The sequence below is a fragment of the Silvania sp. genome (assembly GCF_051656365.1).
GTDB classification, from domain to species: domain Bacteria; phylum Pseudomonadota; class Gammaproteobacteria; order Enterobacterales; family Enterobacteriaceae; genus Enterobacter; species Enterobacter hatchlandensis.
Genome location: NZ_JBOGBT010000066.1, coordinates 1 through 20064 on the forward strand (window position 1 = coordinate 1; position 20064 = coordinate 20064).

At 57.3% G+C, this 20064-nt stretch carries 18 protein-coding genes; 12 read left to right on the forward strand and 6 right to left on the reverse strand.

Annotation, left to right across the window (positions count from 1 at the left end; all coding sequences use genetic code 11):
• Positions 1-101 precede the first annotated feature (101 nt).
• Complete coding sequence (gene zupT, locus ACRDD5_RS12835; protein ID WP_271284514.1) at positions 102-872, reverse strand: zinc transporter ZupT; 771 nt, start codon at positions 870-872, stop codon at positions 102-104.
• A 196-nt stretch (positions 873-1068) separates the two neighbouring features.
• On the opposite strand from zupT, the gene ygiD reads away from it, so the two are divergent.
• Positions 1069-1857 (forward strand): 4,5-DOPA dioxygenase extradiol, encoded by a 789-nt coding sequence (gene ygiD / locus ACRDD5_RS12840; protein ID WP_271284515.1) that lies wholly within the window; start codon positions 1069-1071, stop codon positions 1855-1857.
• Positions 1858-1897: 40 nt separating this feature from the next.
• On the opposite strand, the gene ACRDD5_RS12845 is transcribed toward ygiD, so the two are convergent.
• The 3 genes from ACRDD5_RS12845 to tolC all read right to left on the reverse strand — a co-directional run bounded on the left by ACRDD5_RS12845 (position 1898) and on the right by tolC (position 5313).
• Positions 1898-3058 (reverse strand): glutathionylspermidine synthase family protein, encoded by a 1161-nt coding sequence (locus ACRDD5_RS12845; protein ID WP_438676972.1) that lies wholly within the window; start codon positions 3056-3058, stop codon positions 1898-1900.
• 2 nt (positions 3059-3060) lie between these two features.
• Positions 3061-3732, reverse strand: a complete 672-nt coding sequence (locus ACRDD5_RS12850) for a DUF1190 family protein (protein ID WP_271284517.1) — start codon at positions 3730-3732, stop codon at positions 3061-3063.
• 165 nt (positions 3733-3897) lie between these two features.
• Positions 3898-5313, reverse strand: a complete 1416-nt coding sequence (tolC, locus tag ACRDD5_RS12855) for an outer membrane channel protein TolC (RefSeq protein ID WP_271284518.1) — start codon at positions 5311-5313, stop codon at positions 3898-3900.
• Between the two features lie 222 nt (positions 5314-5535).
• On the opposite strand from tolC, the gene nudF reads away from it, so the two are divergent.
• Genes nudF through parE form a run of 5 tightly spaced genes read left to right on the forward strand, consistent with a single transcriptional unit; the run spans position 5536 to position 9927 of the window.
• Complete coding sequence (gene nudF, locus ACRDD5_RS12860; RefSeq protein ID WP_438677043.1) at positions 5536-6150, forward strand: ADP-ribose diphosphatase; 615 nt, start codon at positions 5536-5538, stop codon at positions 6148-6150.
• A complete protein-coding gene (locus tag ACRDD5_RS12865) occupies positions 6147-6569 on the forward strand; it encodes a DUF1249 family protein (protein WP_271284519.1) in 423 nt (140 codons plus the stop codon). The genes nudF and ACRDD5_RS12865 overlap by 4 nt, the downstream gene beginning before the upstream one ends.
• A gap of 28 nt (positions 6570-6597) precedes the next feature.
• Positions 6598-7425 carry a 3',5'-cyclic-AMP phosphodiesterase gene (cpdA, locus tag ACRDD5_RS12870; protein WP_271284520.1) on the forward strand — a complete coding sequence of 276 codons (828 nt, stop codon included), beginning with the start codon at positions 6598-6600 and terminating at the stop codon, positions 7423-7425.
• The gene (gene yqiA, locus ACRDD5_RS12875) at positions 7425-8006 is read left to right on the forward strand and encodes an esterase YqiA (RefSeq protein ID WP_438676973.1); all 582 of its coding nucleotides are present in this window, start codon (positions 7425-7427) and stop codon (positions 8004-8006) included. Before cpdA ends, yqiA begins: the two co-directional genes overlap by 1 nt.
• 28 nt (positions 8007-8034) lie before the next feature.
• Positions 8035-9927 (forward strand): DNA topoisomerase IV subunit B, encoded by a 1893-nt coding sequence (gene parE / locus ACRDD5_RS12880; protein WP_438676974.1) that lies wholly within the window; start codon positions 8035-8037, stop codon positions 9925-9927.
• Positions 9928-10028: 101 nt separating this feature from the next.
• Here parE and ACRDD5_RS12885 read toward each other — a convergent pair whose 3' ends face one another.
• Positions 10029-12170, reverse strand: a complete 2142-nt coding sequence (locus ACRDD5_RS12885) for a TonB-dependent siderophore receptor (RefSeq protein ID WP_438676975.1) — start codon at positions 12168-12170, stop codon at positions 10029-10031.
• 378 nt (positions 12171-12548) lie between these two features.
• Here ACRDD5_RS12885 and ACRDD5_RS12890 point away from each other — a divergent pair, with 378 nt between their 5' ends.
• Genes ACRDD5_RS12890 through ACRDD5_RS12910 form a run of 5 tightly spaced genes read left to right on the forward strand, consistent with a single transcriptional unit; the run spans position 12549 to position 17233 of the window.
• Entirely contained in the window at positions 12549-13358 is an 810-nt protein-coding gene (locus ACRDD5_RS12890) for an ABC transporter ATP-binding protein (RefSeq protein ID WP_438676976.1), read from the forward strand.
• The gene (locus ACRDD5_RS12895; RefSeq protein WP_438676977.1) at positions 13355-14338 is read left to right on the forward strand and encodes a FecCD family ABC transporter permease; all 984 of its coding nucleotides are present in this window, start codon (positions 13355-13357) and stop codon (positions 14336-14338) included. Before ACRDD5_RS12890 ends, ACRDD5_RS12895 begins: the two co-directional genes overlap by 4 nt.
• Positions 14335-15387 carry a FecCD family ABC transporter permease gene (locus ACRDD5_RS12900; RefSeq protein WP_438676978.1) on the forward strand — a complete coding sequence of 351 codons (1053 nt, stop codon included), beginning with the start codon at positions 14335-14337 and terminating at the stop codon, positions 15385-15387. Before ACRDD5_RS12895 ends, ACRDD5_RS12900 begins: the two co-directional genes overlap by 4 nt.
• Positions 15388-15401: 14 nt before the next feature.
• Positions 15402-16349, forward strand: a complete 948-nt coding sequence (locus ACRDD5_RS12905) for an iron-siderophore ABC transporter substrate-binding protein (protein WP_438676979.1) — start codon at positions 15402-15404, stop codon at positions 16347-16349.
• A complete protein-coding gene (locus tag ACRDD5_RS12910) occupies positions 16346-17233 on the forward strand; it encodes a MurR/RpiR family transcriptional regulator (protein ID WP_438676980.1) in 888 nt (295 codons plus the stop codon). Before ACRDD5_RS12905 ends, ACRDD5_RS12910 begins: the two co-directional genes overlap by 4 nt.
• On the opposite strand, the gene ACRDD5_RS12915 is transcribed toward ACRDD5_RS12910, so the two are convergent.
• Positions 17207-18061, reverse strand: coding sequence for an AraC family transcriptional regulator (locus ACRDD5_RS12915; protein ID WP_438676981.1), 855 nt, complete (start codon positions 18059-18061; stop codon positions 17207-17209). The genes ACRDD5_RS12910 and ACRDD5_RS12915 overlap by 27 nt on opposite strands.
• A gap of 166 nt (positions 18062-18227) precedes the next feature.
• Between ACRDD5_RS12915 and ACRDD5_RS12920 the strand changes: the two genes are divergently transcribed.
• Positions 18228-20036, forward strand: coding sequence for a DUF2264 domain-containing protein (locus ACRDD5_RS12920; protein WP_438676982.1), 1809 nt, complete (start codon positions 18228-18230; stop codon positions 20034-20036).
• Positions 20037-20064: the final 28 nt, after the last annotated feature.

Consider the following 20064-nt stretch of genomic DNA (forward strand, 5'->3'; position numbering starts at 1 on the left):
ATTTCCTGTAGTATGGTCTATATCACACGCCTTCCTAACTATCTCAGCATCATGGCATTGCTCTGCTGTCTGTATATTATTATCTTTTTAGTCATTGCTGCTTATCCTATACCTGCCGTCTGGAGCAGAACCAGACTCAACCCCATGACCGACATCCCGCACAGCACCCCGTAGCTAGGGTTGTTATTGGGATCAATCTCTTTGGCCAACGGCATCAGTTCATCGACCGACAGCGCCACCATAATTCCGGCCACGGCCGCCATAATGGCTGCCATCACCACCGGTGAAACAAGGCTACCCAGAATCAACCACGCCAGCACCCCGCCGAGGATCTCCGCCATACCGGATATCCCCGCCCAGAATACAGCTTTACGCTTTGAGCCGGTGGCCGCATAAATCGGGCCCGCAACCGCCAGTCCTTCAGGAATATTGTGCAGCGCCACCGCCAGCGCAATACCGAACCCTAACTCCAGATTATTGCTGGCCGTCACGTAGGTGGCGACGCCTTCAGGGAAGTTGTGCAGGCTGATGCCCAGCGTCAGAAGAAGCGCGGTACGCTTGAGATTGGGTAACGGCTGCGCCCCTTTTTGCATCAGATCCTGGGGATGCGCGTGGGGTAACATTCTGTCCAGCGCAAAGTAGCCCAGCAGGCCGACCACGAACATGCCGTAGCCCAGCACCGGCGACATGCCTTCAGTGCCGAGAGCTGCAGGCAGCATCTCCATCAGGGAGATGAGCAGCATAATACCGGCGGCAAAGCCGAGGGAAAACGCCAGCAGGCGGTTAGAGGGCTTTTGGCCCAGCACGCCGAGTATCGCGCCAATAAAGGTGGCGGCGCCGGCAAGAATAGTCAGAGTCAGAGGAACTGACATTCACCTCTCCTTATGATAATGATTCTCATTAATATTAAGGGCTAAACTCGCGCAAAGCGAGAGGGTATAGTCGCCTTTACATAACCCTTACATTCAAATTTCCTGATGATCTTCATCATGGTTATCTGAGTTCATCTTAACCAGATAGCAGGTAAGGTAAAGCAATCAAATCGACATCTTGTGTAAGGATATCATCATGACTTCTTCTCGTATGCCAGCGCTGTTTTTGGGTCATGGTAGCCCAATGAATGTGCTGGAAGATAATGTCTACACCCGCGCCTGGCGTCATCTGGGAGAGACGTTGCCGCGTCCGAAAGCAATCGTGGTGGTGTCGGCACACTGGTTTACCCGTGGCACGGGTGTAACCGCGATGGAAACCCCGAAAACGATTCATGACTTTGGCGGCTTCCCACAGGCGTTGTACGACACGCACTATCCGGCACCCGGCTCACCGGCGCTGGCGCAGCAGCTGGTTGAACTGCTGGCACCGATCCCCGTCGCGCTGGATAAAGAGGCATGGGGTTTCGACCATGGCTCCTGGGGCGTGTTAATCAAAATGTATCCGGATGCTGATATCCCGATGGTACAGCTCAGCATCGACAGCACCAAACCGGCCGCCTGGCATTTAGAGATGGGCCGCAAGCTCGCCACCCTGCGTGATCAGGGCATTATGCTGGTGGCAAGCGGCAACGTGGTGCATAACCTGCGCACCGCCCGCTGGCACGGCGAAAGCACGCCGTATCCTTGGGCGACGTCATTCAATGACTATGTGAAAGCGAACCTGAACTGGCAGGGGCCGACAGAGGAACACCCGCTGGTGAACTATCTGGATCACGAAGGCGGCTCGCTCTCCAACCCAACCGCAGAACATTTCCTGCCGCTGTTATACGTGCTGGGCGCGTGGGACGGTCAGGAGCCGATTACGACGCCGGTTGACGGCATCGAGATGGGCAGCTTGAGTATGTTGTCGGTTCAGGTGGGGTAATCAGTGCCGGGTAGGCGAAGCCGCTACCCGGCACAGCATACTATTCCACAAAAATATGCGGATAGAAGCGGGACAGATCCTGGGTGATCAGCGCGCGATCTTCGCGAATGCCAATCCCGGCTGGCTGATCGTTGATTAGCCAGCTGCCGATCAGCACATAGCTGTCGCCAAACTTCGGCAGAGGATAAAACTCCTGAACGATCATGCCTTCTTCGCCGTATGGACCTTCGGCTGCTTCCAGGGTTTTGCCGTTTTCAATGATTGAAACGTTGGCCCCTTCACGGGAGAAGATCGGCTTAATGACGTATTTATCCATCTGCGGATGATCGTCTTCGGCGAAATACGCGGCCAGCAGGTTAGGATGGTTCGGGAACATTTCCCACAGCATCGGCAGCAGCGCTTTGTTAGAGATGATGCTCTTCCAGGCCGGTTCCAGCCAGCGTACGCCCGCGTCTTCCAGTTTGGTCGAGAACACCTCACGCAGCATGTATTCCCACGGATAGAGCTTGAACAGGTTGCTGATGACCTGATCCTGCGTATCCGTGAACTGGCCGCGCTCGCCTAAACCGATATCTTCGATATACAAAAATTCAGTCGCGACTTCAGCTTCTGCCGCGCAATCCTGCAGATACTGTACCGTGCCACGATCTTCAACCGTGTCGCGGCAGCAGGCAAGATGCAGCAGATTAAAACCGTGCTGCTCACGCAGCTCGGCGAAACGCTCGATCAGCTTTTCCTGCAGGCTGTTGAACTGGTCGCTGCCTTCCGGCAGGTTGCCCGCCGCGACCTGATCTTCCAGCCAGATGTACTGAAAGAACGCTGCTTCATACAACGAGGTTGGCGTATCAGCGTTATTTTCCAGCATCTTAGGATCGCCCACGCCATCCCATGCCAGATCGAGGCGCGAATATAACGAAGGCTGCTGGGTTTGCCAGGAGTGACGCACAAAGCCCCAGGTGTGTTTCGGGATGCGGAATTTGGCCATCAGCTCGTCGCTGGCGATCACTTTCTCAACCACTTTCAGGCACATCTGGTGCAGTTCTGCCGTCACCTCTTCCAGTTTTTCAACCTGGTCGAGTGTCAGCTTGTAGTAGGCATCTTCACACCAGTACGGCTCGCCGTACATGGTGTGGAAGTTAAAACCATATTCTGTGGCTTTTTCGCGCCAGTCCGGGCGCTCAACAATACTGACTCGTTCCATTATCAGCCGCCCATTGAGCGCGTTGAGGTGCCTGCCGCGCTGCGCTGCATGGTGCTCTGTTTAGCTACAGAGTCGCCAAACCCGCCGCGGGTGACGGTGCTGGTGGTGGCCGGTTTTGGCGCCATCGCCGTTTTCGGGACGTTCATGGTGCGGCCTGGCTGGGCAGCGCCGTAGCCTTTGCCGCCAGCATCAGTGTACTGACCGTAAGCCGGGCTGGATGGGTTTTTAGAACTGAACAACGGCTGCTGCTTATAGCCCGCGCCGCCGCCCATCATGCGGCCCATCATGTAACCGGCCATCAGTGGCATCCAGAAGCTGCCGCTAGATTGCGCCTGCGCCTGGTTTTCCGGCGCGGTACCGGCCTGAGCCGGGGCTGGTGCCTGCTGGCACTGGCCTTCGCCGAACTCTGCCACGCAGTCTTCACGGCTGGCGTATTTCGGCGCGGTACGTTCCGCTTCCTTCATGGCGTTGTTGTAAGCCGTGGTACATTCCGCGCTTTTACCGGTGGCGGCAGAACAGTCATCGGCATTCTGATAGAGCGAAACTGTTTCGTCGCTTTGTTCACAGCCTGCCAGCATAAAGACGGCAGTGAATGCCAGCGCAACAGGAGTGAGGTGACGCGCGTTCCAGCTTTTGCGGAACGAAGCGTGATTAATCGTTTTTGTCCGTTTCATTTTTGTCTTCCAGGACCCAGTGGTAGAACGTAGAAAATTACGCTCAGAATAGAGGATAGGTGGTCGAAATTGAAGCGATGGGGGCAAAACAGGGGGATATTTACGTTGGCTTACGTTTTTTTGTCGATTCAACCCGGTCTGGCGAAACCAGACCGGGTTGTGACATCAGTTACGGACTGCGGCGGTAGCCGGGTAACCGTCCGCTGACGCGTTCTGCTGTGGGGTTTCCGGTGCCACGGCGTCTGGCGCGGTGGAGATCGGTTTACCCAGTGCGCCGTTAAGCGCCAGCAGATCCTGCTCGTTAAGCGTACCCAGCGCAGACTTAATGTTCAGTTGGTTAATCAGGTAGGTGTAACGGGCGTTAGAGAGCTGTTGCTTCGCGTTGTACAGCGTGGTCGTAGCGTTCAACACGTCAACGATGGTACGCGTACCGACGGAGTAACCTGCTTCCATTGCATCCAGGGAGCTCTGAGCAGAAACCACGGCCTGTTTGTAAGCGTTGATGCTGCTGACAGAGGCGTTCACGTTGTTGAAGGATGAACGCACGGTCTGCACAACGCTGCGATGCGCGCTTTCAAGCTGCTCGCTGGCGCCAACAAAGTTGTACTGCGCCTGTTTGACCTGAGAGGTGACCTGGCCGCCCTGGTACAGTGGCAGGGAGAAGTTCAGGCCCACTTTGTTCTGACCGACATCGCTGTCGTTATACTGACCGTTGCCCGTTCTGGAACCGCTATAGCTGGTGTTCGATACACCCGTTGATGCGCTCAGGCTCAGGGTTGGCATGTGGCCGTCCTGAGCTTGACGGATTTGCTCACGGGCAAGATCCTGGCTCAGACGCGCCTGCAGCAGGCTGAGGTTACGGTTTTCAGCTTCTTTCAGCAGGGCATTCACCGCCTGCGGCTTGTCGGTTTTGAAGCTGTCAACGTTCAGCGAGGCCAGCTGCGGGTAGTAGGTGCCGGTGACCTGGCGCAGCTCTTCGAGCGCGTTATCCAGATCGTTACGGGCAGTCACTTCATTCGCCAGCACGCTGTCGTATTGTGAACGGGCGTTCTGGACGTCGGTAATGGCAACCAGACCCACGTTAAAACGCTGAGTGGTTTGATCTAACTGACGGTAAATTGCCTGTTTCTGCGATTCGGTATAGGTCAGGGTATCGATCGCGTTCAGCACTTTAAAATAGGCAGTTGCCGTATTGAGGATCAGCGTTTGCTGGTCAGTCTGGAAGGTCACATCCTGAATACCGGCCGCTTTTTCCTGCAGGGTCAGCTGACGCCATTTCGACATATCGAACAGCGTTTGGGTTAACTGTAGTGAACCACTGGTGACGTTGGAGTCGACGCCGTTCGCATCACGGTAACCATTGTTATAGGTATAATCGGCACCTAAACCCAGCTGTGGTAATAATGGGCTACGTGCTTCGTTAATCTTTTCAAATGCAGAATCACGATCGGCAGCGGACTTACGCAGTTCCGGGTTGCTCTGACGTGCCTGTTTATATACCTGCATCAGGTCTTCTGCCTGGCTCAACGCACTGAAACCCGTCAGGCTCAGGCCGATGAGGATGGGGAGCAATTTCTTCATTTGCTTTCCTTGTTGTGAAGCTTTGTTAGCGCTGATCTAATTAAAATTTATTTACCCGATTCTAGCAGACTTCGCCACTGCAAAAGGTTGGCGTTCCGTGCCATCCGGCGGTAACTTGCACCAATTTACCATACTGTAGTAGAAACCGCAGTTTAGCAGAATTGAATTTGACATTAATGTCACCATTTGTACCGGGAGGCCAAGGTGGATAAACCAGAAAACATGCCAGTGACTTTCACAAAAAACGATGTAGAAATTATTGCACGGGAAACGCTGTACAGCGGTTTTTTTTCACTGGAGCTATACCGTTTTCGCCACCGTCTATTTAACGGTGAAATGAGCGGCGAAGTGAAGCGCGAAATTTTTGAGCGCGGGCACGCTGCAGTGTTGCTACCCTTTGACCCAGTGCGTGACGAAGTGGTACTGGTAGAGCAGATTCGGATTGCCGCGCTGGATACCAGCGCCAGCCCCTGGCTGCTGGAGATGGTCGCCGGGATGGTCGAAGCGGGTGAAACCCCCGATGATGTCGCCCGTCGTGAGGCGATGGAAGAAGCCGGGCTTGTGGTTGGACGCACAAAACCGATTTCGAACTATCTGGCAAGCCCCGGAGGAACCAGCGAACGTCTGTCGGTTCTGGTGGGGGAAGTGGACGCTACGACCGCGCAAGGTATTCACGGTCTGGCTGATGAAAACGAAGATATTCGTGTTCATGTGGTAAGTCGGGAGCAGGCTTATCAATGGGTAGAAGAGGGGAAAATCGACAACGCAGCCTCTGTCATCGCATTGCAATGGCTACAGCTGCATTATCAAGACTTAAGACTCGAGTGGACAAAATGAAGCGTTATACACCTGACTTCCCTGAAATGATGCGCCTGTGCGAAACCAATTTCGCCCAGCTGCGCCGATTGCTGCCGCGCACCGACGCGCCCGGCGAAACAGTGAGCTATCAGGTGAGCAACGCGCAGTATCGGTTAACGATCGTCGAATCGACCCGTTACACTACGCTGGTTGAAATCGATCAAACGGTGCCCGCGATCAGCTACTGGAGCCTGCCGTCGATGACGGTCCGTCTTTATCATGACGCGATGGTGGCTGAAGTGTGTTCAAGCCAGCAGATCTTCCGCTTCAAAGCGCGGTATGATTACCCAAATAAAAAGTTGCATCAACGTGACGAAAAGCATCAAATTAATCAGTTTCTGGCCGATTGGTTAAGATACTGTTTTGCACATGGAGCGATGGCGATTCCGGTTTGTTAGCGTCGTGAAACCTACCTAAGGACACCATTTGGAAAGCCTGTTGAACCTGACTGTTGCTGGTGGGGCGCCAGTCAGGGTATTACAAATTACCGATACTCACCTGTTTGCCAAAAAGCATGAAACCCTGTTGGGAGTGAATACCTGGGAGAGCTATCACGCTGTTCTGAACGCCATTCATGCACAGCAGCGCGAATGTGACCTGATTGTCGCCACGGGCGATTTGGCGCAGGATCAAACGGCCGCGGCGTATCAGCATTTTGCTGAAGGTATCGCGAGCTTTAACGTTCCCTGCGTCTGGTTACCGGGTAATCACGATTTCCAGCCCGCGATGTACAGCGCGCTGCAGGATGCGGGGATCTCACCTGCAAAACGAATTTACCCAGGCGACAACTGGCAAATCCTGCTGCTCGACAGCCAGGTTTTCGGCGTGCCGCACGGCGAGCTGAGCGAGTTTCAGCTCGAATGGCTCGAAAACAAACTGCTGGCCGAGCCGGAACGTCACACCCTGTTATTACTGCATCATCATCCGCTGCCGGCGGGATGCAGCTGGCTCGATCAGCACAGCCTGCGCAACTCCGCGGCCCTGGATCGCGTGCTGATGAAGTTCCCACGGGTCAACAACTTGCTCTGCGGACACATTCACCAGGAACAGGATCTCAACTGGAACGGGCGCCGCCTGCTGGCCACGCCATCCACCTGCGTGCAGTTTAAACCGCACTGCGCCAACTTCACGTTAGATACCGTTGCGCCGGGCTGGCGCTGGCTGGAACTGCATGCTGATGGCTCGTTGACGACCGAGGTCTGCCGCCTGCAAAGCGCGCAGTTCCGCCCGGATACCGCCTCAGAAGGATACTGATGTCTGCGCTCCTCTATCTGCATGGTTTTAACAGCTCCCCGCGTTCCGCAAAAGCGACGCTGTTCCGTCAATGGCTGACCGTTCATCATCCGCATATCGAGATGATCGTCCCGCAGCTGCCGCCGTACCCGGCCGAGGCTGCCGAGATGCTGGAGTCGATTGTGCTGGCCCACGGCGGCGAGCCGTTCGGCGTGGTGGGCTCATCGCTCGGAGGTTACTACGCCACCTGGCTGTCTCAGTGCTTTATGGTGCCAGCGGTGGTGGTGAACCCGGCGGTGCGGCCTTTTGAGCTGCTGGTCGGCTATCTTGGCCACAACGAGAACCCCTACACCGGACAGCAATATGTGCTAGAGTCTCGCCATATTTACGACCTCAAAGTTATGCAGGTAGACCCGCTTGAAGCGCCCGATCTCCTCTGGCTGCTACAACAGACGGGTGATGAAGTGCTGGATTACCGCCAGGCAGTGGCGTATTACGCCTCCTGCCGCCAGACTATAGAAGAAGGCGGGAACCATGCTTTCACGGGCTTTGAGGATCATTTCACCCAGATTGTCGATTTTCTTGGACTGCAAAGCCTCTGACAATCGCTGCGAATTGCTAGTTTAAATCATGACGCAAACCTATAACGCTGATGCCATTGAGGTACTCACCGGGCTTGAGCCGGTTCGCCGCCGTCCGGGGATGTATACCGATACCACGCGCCCAAACCATCTGGGCCAGGAAGTTATTGATAACAGCGTGGACGAAGCGCTGGCGGGCCATGCCAAACGCATTGACGTGATCCTGCATGCCGATCAGTCGCTGGAAGTCATCGACGACGGTCGCGGCATGCCCGTCGATATCCACCCGGAAGAGGGTGTCCCGGCGGTTGAGCTGATCCTCTGTCGTCTGCACGCGGGCGGCAAGTTCTCCAACAAAAATTACCAGTTCTCGGGTGGCTTGCACGGGGTCGGTATCTCCGTGGTGAACGCCCTGTCAAAACGTGTTGAAGTCACCGTGCGCCGCGACGGCCAGGTGCACAATATTGCGTTTGAGAACGGCGACAAAGTACAAGAGTTGCAGGTCATCGGCACCTGCGGGAAACGCAATACCGGCACCAGCGTCCACTTCTGGCCGGATGAAAGCTTCTTTGATAGCCCACGTTTCTCTGTCTCGCGCTTAACGCACATTCTGAAAGCCAAAGCCGTACTGTGCCCTGGGGTTGAAATCACCTTTAAGGATGAGGTCAACAACAGCGAGCAGCGCTGGTGCTATCAGGATGGTCTCACCGATTATCTGTGCGAAGCGGTAAACGGCCTGCCAACCCTACCGGAAAAACCGTTTGTCGGTAACTTTTCGGGTGATACGGAAGCGGTGGACTGGGCGCTGCTGTGGCTGCCAGAAGGCGGCGAGCTGCTGACCGAAAGCTACGTTAACCTGATCCCGACCATGCAGGGCGGTACTCACGTTAACGGTCTGCGTCAGGGTCTGCTGGATGCGATGCGCGAGTTCTGCGAATACCGCAATATCCTGCCGCGCGGCGTAAAGCTGTCGGCGGAAGATATCTGGGATCGCTGCGCCTACGTGCTGTCGGTCAAGATGCAGGATCCGCAGTTTGCCGGGCAGACTAAAGAGCGTCTCTCTTCACGTCAGTGTGCGGCATTCGTCTCTGGCGTGGTGAAAGATGCCTTTAGCCTGTGGCTGAACCAGAATATTCAGACTGCCGAAATGCTGGCGGAACTGGCGATCTCCAGCGCCCAGCGCCGAATGCGTGCGGCGAAGAAAGTGGTACGTAAAAAGCTCACCAGCGGTCCGGCGCTGCCGGGCAAGCTGGCGGACTGCACCGCGCAGGATCTGAATCGTACCGAGCTGTTTCTGGTCGAAGGAGACTCGGCGGGCGGTTCTGCCAAGCAGGCGCGCGATCGCGAATATCAGGCGATCATGCCGCTGAAGGGCAAGATCCTTAATACCTGGGAAGTCTCTTCCGATGAAGTGCTGGCCTCGCAGGAGGTGCACGACATTTCCGTGGCGATCGGTATGGATCCGGACAGTGACGATCTGAGCCAGCTGCGCTACGGTAAGATCTGTATTCTGGCGGATGCGGACTCTGATGGTCTGCACATTGCCACTCTGCTGTGCGCGCTGTTCGTGAAGCACTTCCGCGCGCTGGTGAAGAACGGCCATGTTCACGTGGCGCTGCCGCCGTTATACCGTATCGATCTCGGCAAAGAGGTCTATTACGCTCTGACGGAAGAAGAGAAAGCCGGCGTGCTGGATCAGCTTAAGCGTAAGAAGGGCAAACCGAACGTGCAGCGCTTTAAAGGGTTGGGCGAGATGAACCCGCTGCAACTGCGCGAAACCACGCTCGATCCGAACACCCGTCGTCTGGTACAGCTGACCATCAGCGATGAAGACGAGCAGCAGACCAACGCGATGATGGATATGCTGCTGGCTAAGAAGCGTTCGGAAGACCGCCGCAACTGGTTGCAGGAGAAGGGTGACCTGGCGGACATCGAAGGCTGATGCCCCTCACCCTAACCCTCTCCCCATAGGGGAGAGGGGACTGCCCGGCGCTGTCATTTCTCCCTCGCCCGATAGGGGTGAGGGGAAACCCCGCACTGATATCAGAAATCCATCTTCACCGTAAACTGCACTTCGCGCGGATCGCCAATCTGGTTGCCCAGGTTATTGGTGCCAATCGACGACGTGTAGTAGGTCTTATCAAACAGATTCTTCACGTTCACCTGCAGCGTTACCGGGTATTGCCACTTCATCTTATAAGCCGCAAAGGCGTCCGCGACAAAGTAGCCCGGCAGATAATAGTCCGCGCCGTTGGTGGCTGAGCGACGGTTCACTCCGTGCCCGCCACCGCCAAGCGTCAGCGTATTCCCGGCATACACATTCTGAATATCGTAGGTCAGGAACAGCGAGCCGGTATGGCGCGGAACGTTGGGCAGCGGTTTGCCTGCGTAATCCGGATCTTCCTCGACTTTAGCATCCGTGTAGCCATAGCTGGCGATAAGGTTGGTGTTCTCGGTCAACGAACCTGCCACGTCTATTTCTACGCCCCGCGACCGTACGCGGCCGGCGGTTTTGGCATAGGTTTCGTCGCCAATGCTCTCGGTATACAGCACGTTGCGTTTGTGGATATCAAACAGGGCGATATTGGCGGTTACACCGTCGAACAGGTCAAACTTAGCGCCCACTTCGTAAGCATTTGACGTTTCAGGCGGCAGATTGCCGATATAGCTGGCAATGGACGATTGCGGCATAAACGTTTGCGAATAGTTGGCGAACAGCGACATCGCAGGGGTGACTTTGTACACCAGGCCGACTTTCGGCGTCCACTGGTCGTCGCGGCTGTCGGTATTGACGTTAAACGGGCGACCCTTGCCCGCATACTGGGTATACGACTGATAGCGGATCCCGGTGACCGCAATCCATTTATCCGTCAGATACAGTGCATCCTGCACATATGCAGAGTAGCTTTCCTGCTGAATAGTCTGGTCGCTGTCGGCAGCAGACACGGTCGTACATTTACCGAGATCGCCGTAGGACGGGTTATAGATATTGAACCCTTTCACGTTCTTACAGCGGATCATATCCGTGCGCAGCAGATCGTAATTCTCATAGGAGATGCCGGTCAGGATCTCATTGTAGAACCCGGCGATATCAATATTCCCCTGCAGATCTGCGCGGGTAGAGTGCATGCGCTGGGTCGAGCCCTGGGTGGCATCCACGCGGCGCGTCAGATTACCGGTGACAGAATCATAGGCCATCACGCGGGCCTGATTATCCGTATATTTGTCCTGGCTAAAGCTATAGTCGAATTTGGCGGTCCACTGGCTGTTCAGACGGTATTCCGCGTTCAGCTGCGCCAGATCCGACTCGCCGTCGGTAATGTTAAACGGCTCGTCAAAACGGGTTTTACGATCGACAGTGACCGGCTTTTTGGTGGTGAGATCGAAGATCGTTCCGCGATCGAACGGGGCCTGATAATCGCGATGGGAATAGAGCACCGTCACGGTCGCATCGTCGCCGAACCAGGTCAGCGAGGGGGCGATAAAGGTGCTGCGCTCTTTGCCGAAGCTGCGCCAGTAATCTTCATCCTGGTATTCACCGGTCAAGCGATATGCCAGCCGCGTACCGTCAATCGGACCGGTGACATCCAGCTGCCCGGTGCCGCCCCCAAAGCTGGTGGACGTCGCAGAAAGAGACCCGCCGAATGTTTTTTCCGGGCGTTTGGTGACCACGTTGATCAGACCGCCTGGATCGAGGATCCCGTACAGCGTGGACGCCGGGCCTTTCAGCACTTCCACGCGCTCGGTTGCGGCGTTAAAGCTGCGTGGCAGCACGGTACGCAACCCGTTAGTCATGATTGAGCCGTCGCGGTTCGCGCCAAAACCCCGGCGCACGAACGCATCCTGCGTGCCGCCCAGCGTATTGGTTTGCACCACGTTGCTGACGTTATACAGCGCCTCGTCGAGCGTGGTGGCATGCTGATCTTCCAGCACCTCGTCGCTCACCGTATTCACCACCTGCGGAATATCCAGCATTGGCATGGTGGTCAGCGTGGCGGTGGCGGTATTCAGCGGCTGATAGCCGTTTGTGGCCTCGGTCCTGGCGTCGGGTGTGGCGATAACGGTTAACGTCTCGCCGTCTTTTGTCGTTGTTTTTTCTGCTGACTGCGCCAGGGGCGCGATAAACAGCAGTGAAAAGAGCGCGCGCCCTTTTACCCCAGAGAAGGAAGGTGTGAACTTAAGCATTTAATCATTATCCCGAAATACCCTGCGAATGCTCGCGGGTGAAGCTGGTGTGTCATTGCCCGTACAGCGCTACCCGTTCGCCTGAGTGGGTGCGGGTATGTAATTGAGAATCATTCAATCATGAGGGTATGTAGTAGTAAATGGAAAAAAGCAAAAATCAGCTACAGCCAGAACGTCCGCAATGCTCATGAATTTCTCCCTGGTTAACTAATTGAAAATTAATCAATAATTAATATTTATCCTGGGCGGTGTAGTGATGTTTACCCCTGCTTTTATCAGGGTGTTTATCCCCTTGACTACTACATGGCCCAGCGGCAAAATTGCATGAGAATGAGTTTTATTTTTATTTGTCTGTAACTGGATTAAGTTGGCACACACGTGGCTCAAAACGCGACAGAGCAGGGGCTGGTGCTCGAAAACCTCTCTGCTGGCTATCAGAAAAAAATCATCATCGAGGGGATTTCCCTCACCATTCCGTCCGGGAAAATGACCGTGCTGGTGGGGGCGAATGGCTGCGGAAAATCCACGCTGCTCAGCACGATTGCGCGTCTGCTACAGCCGATGGGCGGTACAGTGCTGCTCGATGGCAAAGCCATTCATCACCAGCCCACTAAAGCGGTTTCGCGTCAGCTCGGCATTTTGCCGCAGTCGCCGCTGCTGCCTGAAGGGCTGACGGTTTTTGAGCTGGTCGCACGCGGGCGATTTCCGTGGCAAAACTTTATGCGCCAGTGGACCGATGCCGATGAACAGGCGGTGGAAGAGGCGCTGCGCTTAACCGGCACGCTCGATTATGCTCATCTCCCTGTCGAAAGCCTCTCAGGCGGTCAACGCCAGCGCTGCTGGATTGCAATGGCGCTGGCGCAACAAACTCCCTATATCCTGCTCGATGAACCGACCACCTTCCTCGACCTTCGCTATCAGGTTGAAATCCTCGAGCTCCTGCACGATTTAACCCGCCACCATGGGCGCACCGTGGTTGTGGTGTTACACGATCTCAACTTTGCGGTGAACTACGGCGATACGCTGGTCTTTTTACGCGAGGGGAAAGTGCAGGGCGTGCTCAATGAAGACGATGTTTGTACGCCTGAACTGATCGGCGCGGTGTTCGACGTTGACGTCCACATGTCAGTCAATCCGCTAACCGGTAAACCGTTTTTTCTGCCGTTTCGACGTAGCGGAAAGTCATGATGCGCACCAGCCTGGCGTCTGCCGTATTCATCGGCCTGCTGCTGGTGGGTGCGATTGTCCATGCTGGTATTGGTGCGCGTTTTATTCCTCCGCAAACCGTGGTGCAGGCCTTTATCGCGTTCGATCCGCGCAGCTTTGACCATAACGTGATTATCAATCTGCGCCTGCTGCGCCTGACTGCCGCCCTGACGATCGGGGCCGCGCTTGGCGTGGCGGGCGTGCTGTTGCAGGCGGTGATCCGCAATCCTCTTGGCGAGCCGCATATTTTGGGCCTCAACGCCGGTGCGGCCCTGGCGGTAGTGATGACCAGCGCGCTGGGGCTGACGCTGCCTGTTGGTCGTCCGCTGATTGCCGCGCTCGGGGCCGGTGCGCTGTTTTTGCTGGTATTCGGCCTGTCGTCTGCCGGACGAAGCGGGCTGACGCCGATGAAAGTCACCCTTTGCGGCGTCGCGCTGTCGGCATTTGCCTCGTCAATTACCGCTGCGGTGCTGATCCTTGATGAACAAACCCTGCTGGCGATGCGCACCTGGCTGGCGGGCGATCTGGCGGGGCTGAGCTGGGAGACAAACCGCATCGCCGCCTGGGTGGCAGCCATCGGCTTAACGCTTGCCATCGGGCTGGCACCGTCGCTCAACATGCTGGCGCTGGGCGATCGCATGGCGCAGGGCCTGGGTGTTTCTCTGCTGCGCACGCGTATTTTAGCGTTGCTGGCGATTGCACTGCTTTGCGGGGCGGCGGTGTCGGTTGCCGGGCCGATTGGCTTTATTGGCCTGGTGGTGCCGCAGATTATCCGCCGTCTGGTGTCGGTCGATTTACGGGTGATGGTGCCGCTTTCGGCCTGCTGCGGAGCGCTTGTTCTCCTGCTGGCTGATATCGCCGCCCGGACGCTGTTTGCGCCGCATGAGCTGGCGACCGGGGTGGTAACCGCGCTGGTGGGTGCCCCGGTGTTTATCATTATGGCGACGAGGATCTTTAAATGAGCCGGGCCATCCTGCGCGCGGGCTTGCGTCCGCTGCGCCTTGGCCGCTTTTCTGCCGTGGTTCGCCCTAAGGCGCTGCTTTTGCTGGCACTATTGGTCCTGCTGGTGCTGGGCATGATGCTGTACGGCCTGACTCAGGGGTCGATGCCGATCCCTACGTCGGCGATAGCGCGCGGGCTGTTTTACCCGGATGCGCTGAGCGTTGACGCACGCTATATCGTTGAAGATATTCGGCTGCCGCGCCTGCTGATGGCGCTGCTGTGTGGCGCGATGCTGGGGGTGGCGGGCGCGTCCATGCAGTCCATCACCCGCAACGGCCTGGCCGATCCGGGTCTGATTGGCGTGAAAGAAGGCTGCAGCGTGGCGGTGTTAGTGCTGATTTTTCAGTTCCCGGCGCTGGACGTGGTCTGGCGTCCGGTTATCGGGATGTTGGGCGGTTTGCTAACGGCGCTGCTGGTGGTTCTGCTGGCCCGGGATATCTCCCGTCCGCGCTTTATTCTGGTGGGCATCGGCGTGTCGTGGGCGTTTGCAGCGGGCATCGGGGTCTTTATGACCACTGCCGACGTGCGCGATGTCCAGACCGCACTGCTGTGGCTGGCCGGAAGCCTGCATGCCGCCAACTGGACGCTGGTCGGCGTGGCTGCTGGTTGGGCGCTTCCCGCCTTTGCGCTGCTGCTGTTCACCGCCCGCGCGGCAGATGTGGCGCTGCTGGGCAACCAGGCCGCCACCGGGCTGGGCGTGCGCACCGCCAGGCTGGCGCTGCTGCAGGTCATCGCTCCGGTGTTATTGACCGCTGCCTGCGTATCCTGCGTGGGCAGCATCGGATTTGTCGGGCTGATCGCCCCGCACATGGCGCGTTTTTTACTGCGCGGCGGCCAGGCCACGCTGCTTGCAGGCAGTGCGACGCTGGGCGCGCTGTTGGTTGTACTGGCGGATAATCTCGGGCGGCTGGCGTTTCTGCCGCTGCAGCTACCCGCGGGCATTATTGTCTCGCTGATTGGCGGGCCGTTTTTCCTGGTGCTGCTCTGGCAGCGTCGGGATCGCTTTTAGAAGGGGAAAGCGCGATGCGCATACTGTTATCGATGCTGCTTCTGGCGGGATTTTCCGTCAGCGCGGCACAACCTGTTCAGACTTTTACCGATGATTTAGGCCGCGCGGTGGAGGTGCCCGCCCACCCGAAACGCATCGTGTCGCTGCACGATCTCGACATCACCATTCCGCTGATTGAGCTGGGCGTTCCGCCCATCGCCAGCCACGGACGCACGCGCCCGGACGGCAGCCATTTTATTCGATCCAGCGGAATGCTGACCGGGGTCGACTTTGATAATTCCGATATCCAGTTTATTGGCACGGCGGATATCGATATTGAAGCCATTACCGCTGCAAAGCCGGATCTCATTATCACCGAGCCGACCCGCAACACGCCGGTGGAACAACTGGCGCGTATCGCCCCGACGGTCAGTATCGATCACCTGGACGGCGGCGCGCCGGAAATCTATCGCAAGCTGGCGCAGTTGACCGGCACCCAGGCGCGACTGAGCATTTTGCAACGCCGCTACGAGGAACAGATCAAAGCGCTGAAGGCCACCCTCGATACCAGCAAGATCTCTGTTTCCGTCATTCAGGCCAACCAGGGAAAAATTACCGCCATGCACAGCTACCACTCGCTGGGCCGGGTGCTGCGTGACGCGGGATTCACCTTCCCGCCGCTGATCGACAGCATTCCGGACGGCGGGCGTATCGATGTTAGCGCCGAGCGCCTGCCGGAGCTGGACGCCGATTTTGTCTTCGCCACCTGGCGCGGGGATACCGGCGGCAAGCCGCAGGACGAGCTGGCGGCGATGGAGGCAGTGATGCCCGGCTGGTGCCAGTTCCTCAACGCCTGCCGCACCGGGCGCTACGTGCTGATCTCGCGTGAAGAGGCGATCTCCAACTCCTTCGCGTCACTGGGCTTAATGGCGGCGCAGGTGCAATCGCAGATCGCGGGCCGTCCGCTGCCGGAGGCGAAATGATCCGCAAAGACAAATCGCGCGTGGACGTGTATGGCGATCGCTTTCGCGCCCGCGCCCACCAGCTGACGCCGCGCCTGAATCAGGTCGCCACTTACATCAATGAGAACCGCGAAGCGGTGATGGAGCAAACGGCGATGGAAATTGCCGCGCAGCTTAAAACCTCTGATGCCACCGTGGTGCGGGCCATCCAGGCGCTCGGGTTTGCCGGCCTGCGGGATCTGAAGCAGACGCTGGAGCACTGGTTTGGCCCGACGGTAAGCTCCAGCGAAAAGATCTCCACCACGGTCAATATTCTGACCAGCGACGTCAATTCCAGCATCGACTTTGTGCTGGAAGGCCATCAGCACACCTGCGAGGTGTTGTCCGAGCCGGGCAATCGTTACGCGATGGCGCAGGCGGTGGCGCTGCTGAGTGAGGCGCGCCAGGTGGCTATTTTTGGTATTGGCGCGTCGGGGGTTCTGGCGGAATACACCGCCCGCATGTTCAGCCGCATGGGGCTGCCCGCCACGCCGCTCAACCGCACCGGGATTGGACTGGCAGAGCAGCTTATCGCGCTACAGCGCGGCGACGTGCTGGTGATGATGGCGCAGAAATCCGCCCATCGTGAGGGGCAAACGACGCTGCGCGAGGCGAAACGGCTGGGCATTCCGACCATACTGCTGACCAACGCGCTGGATTCCCGCTTCAGCAAAGAGGCCAACGTGGTGATCCACGTGCCGCGCGGTGGCGAGAAAGGCAAAATCCCACTGCACGGAACCGTGCTGCTGTGCCTGGAGATGATCGTGCTGTCGGTGGCCTCCACCACGCCGCAGCGCAGCATTAAATCTATTAAGCGCATCAACGAATTTCATCGTGGCCTAAAGCCGGGGAAGAAGAGTACTTAGGTGACTCTTCCGGTACTGTAGCGGGGTCTCGCCGATGCCCTTTTTAAAGGCGCTAATAAAGTACGTTACATCCGAAAATCCAACCCGCGCGGCGATGTCGCGCACGCTCGCGTCAGAGTGCAGCAAGCTTTCGCAGGCTTTGCGCAGCCGTAGCGTGTTCAGGTAATCGTGAATTTTTTCGCCCGTTTCCGCATGGAACTTGCGCGACACGTAGCTGCGGGATTTCCCCATTTCGCCCGCCAGCGCGTCGAGGCTGAATTTCTGCCGATAGTGCTCATCAAGCCAGAACATGACCTGGCTGGCAATCCCCTGACTGTTCCCGGTTTGCCCCTTATCGTCGTGCGGCAGCATGGCGAACAGGCCGATCAGCAGCCCGGCCACCTGTTCACTGTTCATCGGCGGTTGATAGCAGCTGAACAGGTGATCGAGATGGCTATGGCAGTGGGCCATATCCGCTACCCACGCTTCTCCCCCGCGCTGAGACAGCTTCTGCAGCCGCTGCTGGGTCTGAGGGAAATCGCGCAGTGCTTTCAGCACCGCGTGCTGGTCGAGGTGAATAATGGTGCGGCGGTAGCTGGCTTCGGCTTGCGGATCGACCATCACCTTGTGCAGGGTAAAGGGTGGGAAGAAAAATAGCCGCCCAGGGCGCATGGTGTAGTGGCGGTTATCGACAATCGCGATGCCAAAGCCCTCTTCGACATACAGGATTTCCAGACACTGGTGCCAGTGGTGATAGCGCACGGTGTTGGCGAACAGACGACTGAACGACACGAGGGTGTCATTCAGCGTGATAAGCTCAAGATGTTCCGCAGTTGGCGTGTGGCGCATAGTGCAATAAAACTCAACTTTTCCCTTTCCCTCGCCCTTTATAAACCACCTTTTTAAATTTCCTCAACTGCGGGTTCATGCATCTCTCGCGGGTGTGACCGGGCTAACATTTCTGCCCCTTGCTGATTAACTATTCTTTGCCGCAGTTGATTACGAGGACGAGCGCATGTTGGCGGCACAGAAAGAAAAATCAAATCCGTTGTCTACCCGTCAGGATCTGGTGACGGCCCTGAACACGATGCTGGCGGCGGTAGACAAGCAGTTTCCGGCGGGCAGCTCACGCTTTTCGCTGGGGGAGACCTGCGCCCACTACGGCACCGACGTGGCGCAGATGGAAGGATTGTCCCGGGTGCTGTGGGGCCTGTTCCCGCTGATGGCCGCGGGTGACAGCACCCCGTTCAGCGACAAATACATCGCGGCAATCAAAATCGGTACTGACCCGCAAAGCCCGGGCTACTGGGGCGACACTCAGCCTTACGATCAGCGGCTGGTGGAGATGGCGGCCTATGGCCTGGGGCTGACCCTGCTGCAGGACAGGCTCACGGCGCACTTTACCGAGCGTGAACTGGCCAACCTGTACGCATGGCTGAACCAAATCACCGATGCGCAAATGCCGGACAGCAACTGGAACTACTTCGCCATCATGGTGCAGCTCGGCTTTAAGCGCGCCGGTTTGCCCTACGACCAGCAGGCCATCGATCGTCGCTTCGCTATGATGGATGCCTACTACCTGGGGGAGGGCTGGTACTCCGACGGCGTGGGTCGCCCGAAAGATTATTACATCTCAATGGCGTTTCACTTCTACGGACTGATCTACGCCACCCTGAGCGGCGATGAGGCGCGCGCTGAAATACTGCGCCAGCGTTCACGCCAGTTCGCCGAAGACTTTATTTACCTGTCTGCTGCCGACGGTGCCTCGGTGCCGTTTGGCCGCAGCCTGACCTATCGCTTTGCAATGGTCGCCTTCTGGAGCGCGGTGGCTTTTTCCGGGCTGGATGTCTTCACCCCGGGGATCGTAAAAGGGGTGATCCTCCGCCATCTGCGCTGGTGGCAGCAGCAGCCGATTACCGATCGCGACGGGATTTTAACCCTCGGCTTTGCCTACCCGAATCTGGCGATGTGTGAGGACTACAACTCGCCCGGCTCGCCGTACTGGGCGCTGAAAACCTATCTGATCCTTGCGCTGCCGGATGCGCATCCGTTCTGGCAGGCGGAAGAACAACCGCTGCCAGCGCTTGCCGAAACGCGCGTGATACCGCACGCCCAACAGATCCTGATGCAGGCCGACGATGTTCAGATGCTCACCGCCGGACAGCTGGAGCTGAACAACTACGTCAACACCGAGGCGAAATACACCAAATTTGCCTACTCCAGCCGCTTTGGCTTCACCATTGAGCGTGGGCGTTTTGGCATAAAACACGCCGCCTGCGACTCGATGCTGCTGCTGGCGGATGGCGATAACTACTTCCGCGGACGCCGTGAATGCGAGCAGGTGCGGGTGGACGAAAACTACATCTTCTCGCGCTGGTCCCCGTGGCAGGACGTGATGGTCGATACCTGGCTGGTGCCGTTCGGCGAGTGGCATCTTCGCCTGCACCGCATTAACAGTGCCCGCACCTTGCAAACGGTTGAGGGGGGTTTTGCGGTGATGAAAACCGAGCATCACATGCAGGGGCGCGGCAGCTGGCTGCATGCCACTAACGGCAGCAGCGCGATTGTCGATCTCTCGCCCGCCATTGCCCGCGAGCCTGACAGCATCGTCACCCCGCCGAACAGCAGCATAATGTTTGCTCAATGTGCCTCGATACCGGTGCTCACCACCACCCTTGCGCAAGGGGAGAGCTGGCTGTGCTGCGCGGTGATGGCGTCCGGACAGGCTAATAAAGCGGCGGTGAGCCCACAGTTGGAAATCAATAATACCCAGGCCGTTATTTCTCTGCCTGGAAGCGAACGTCAGCTGTCGTTCTTTTTATAAGCCCTGAACCTGAATGTTGGCGAGGATG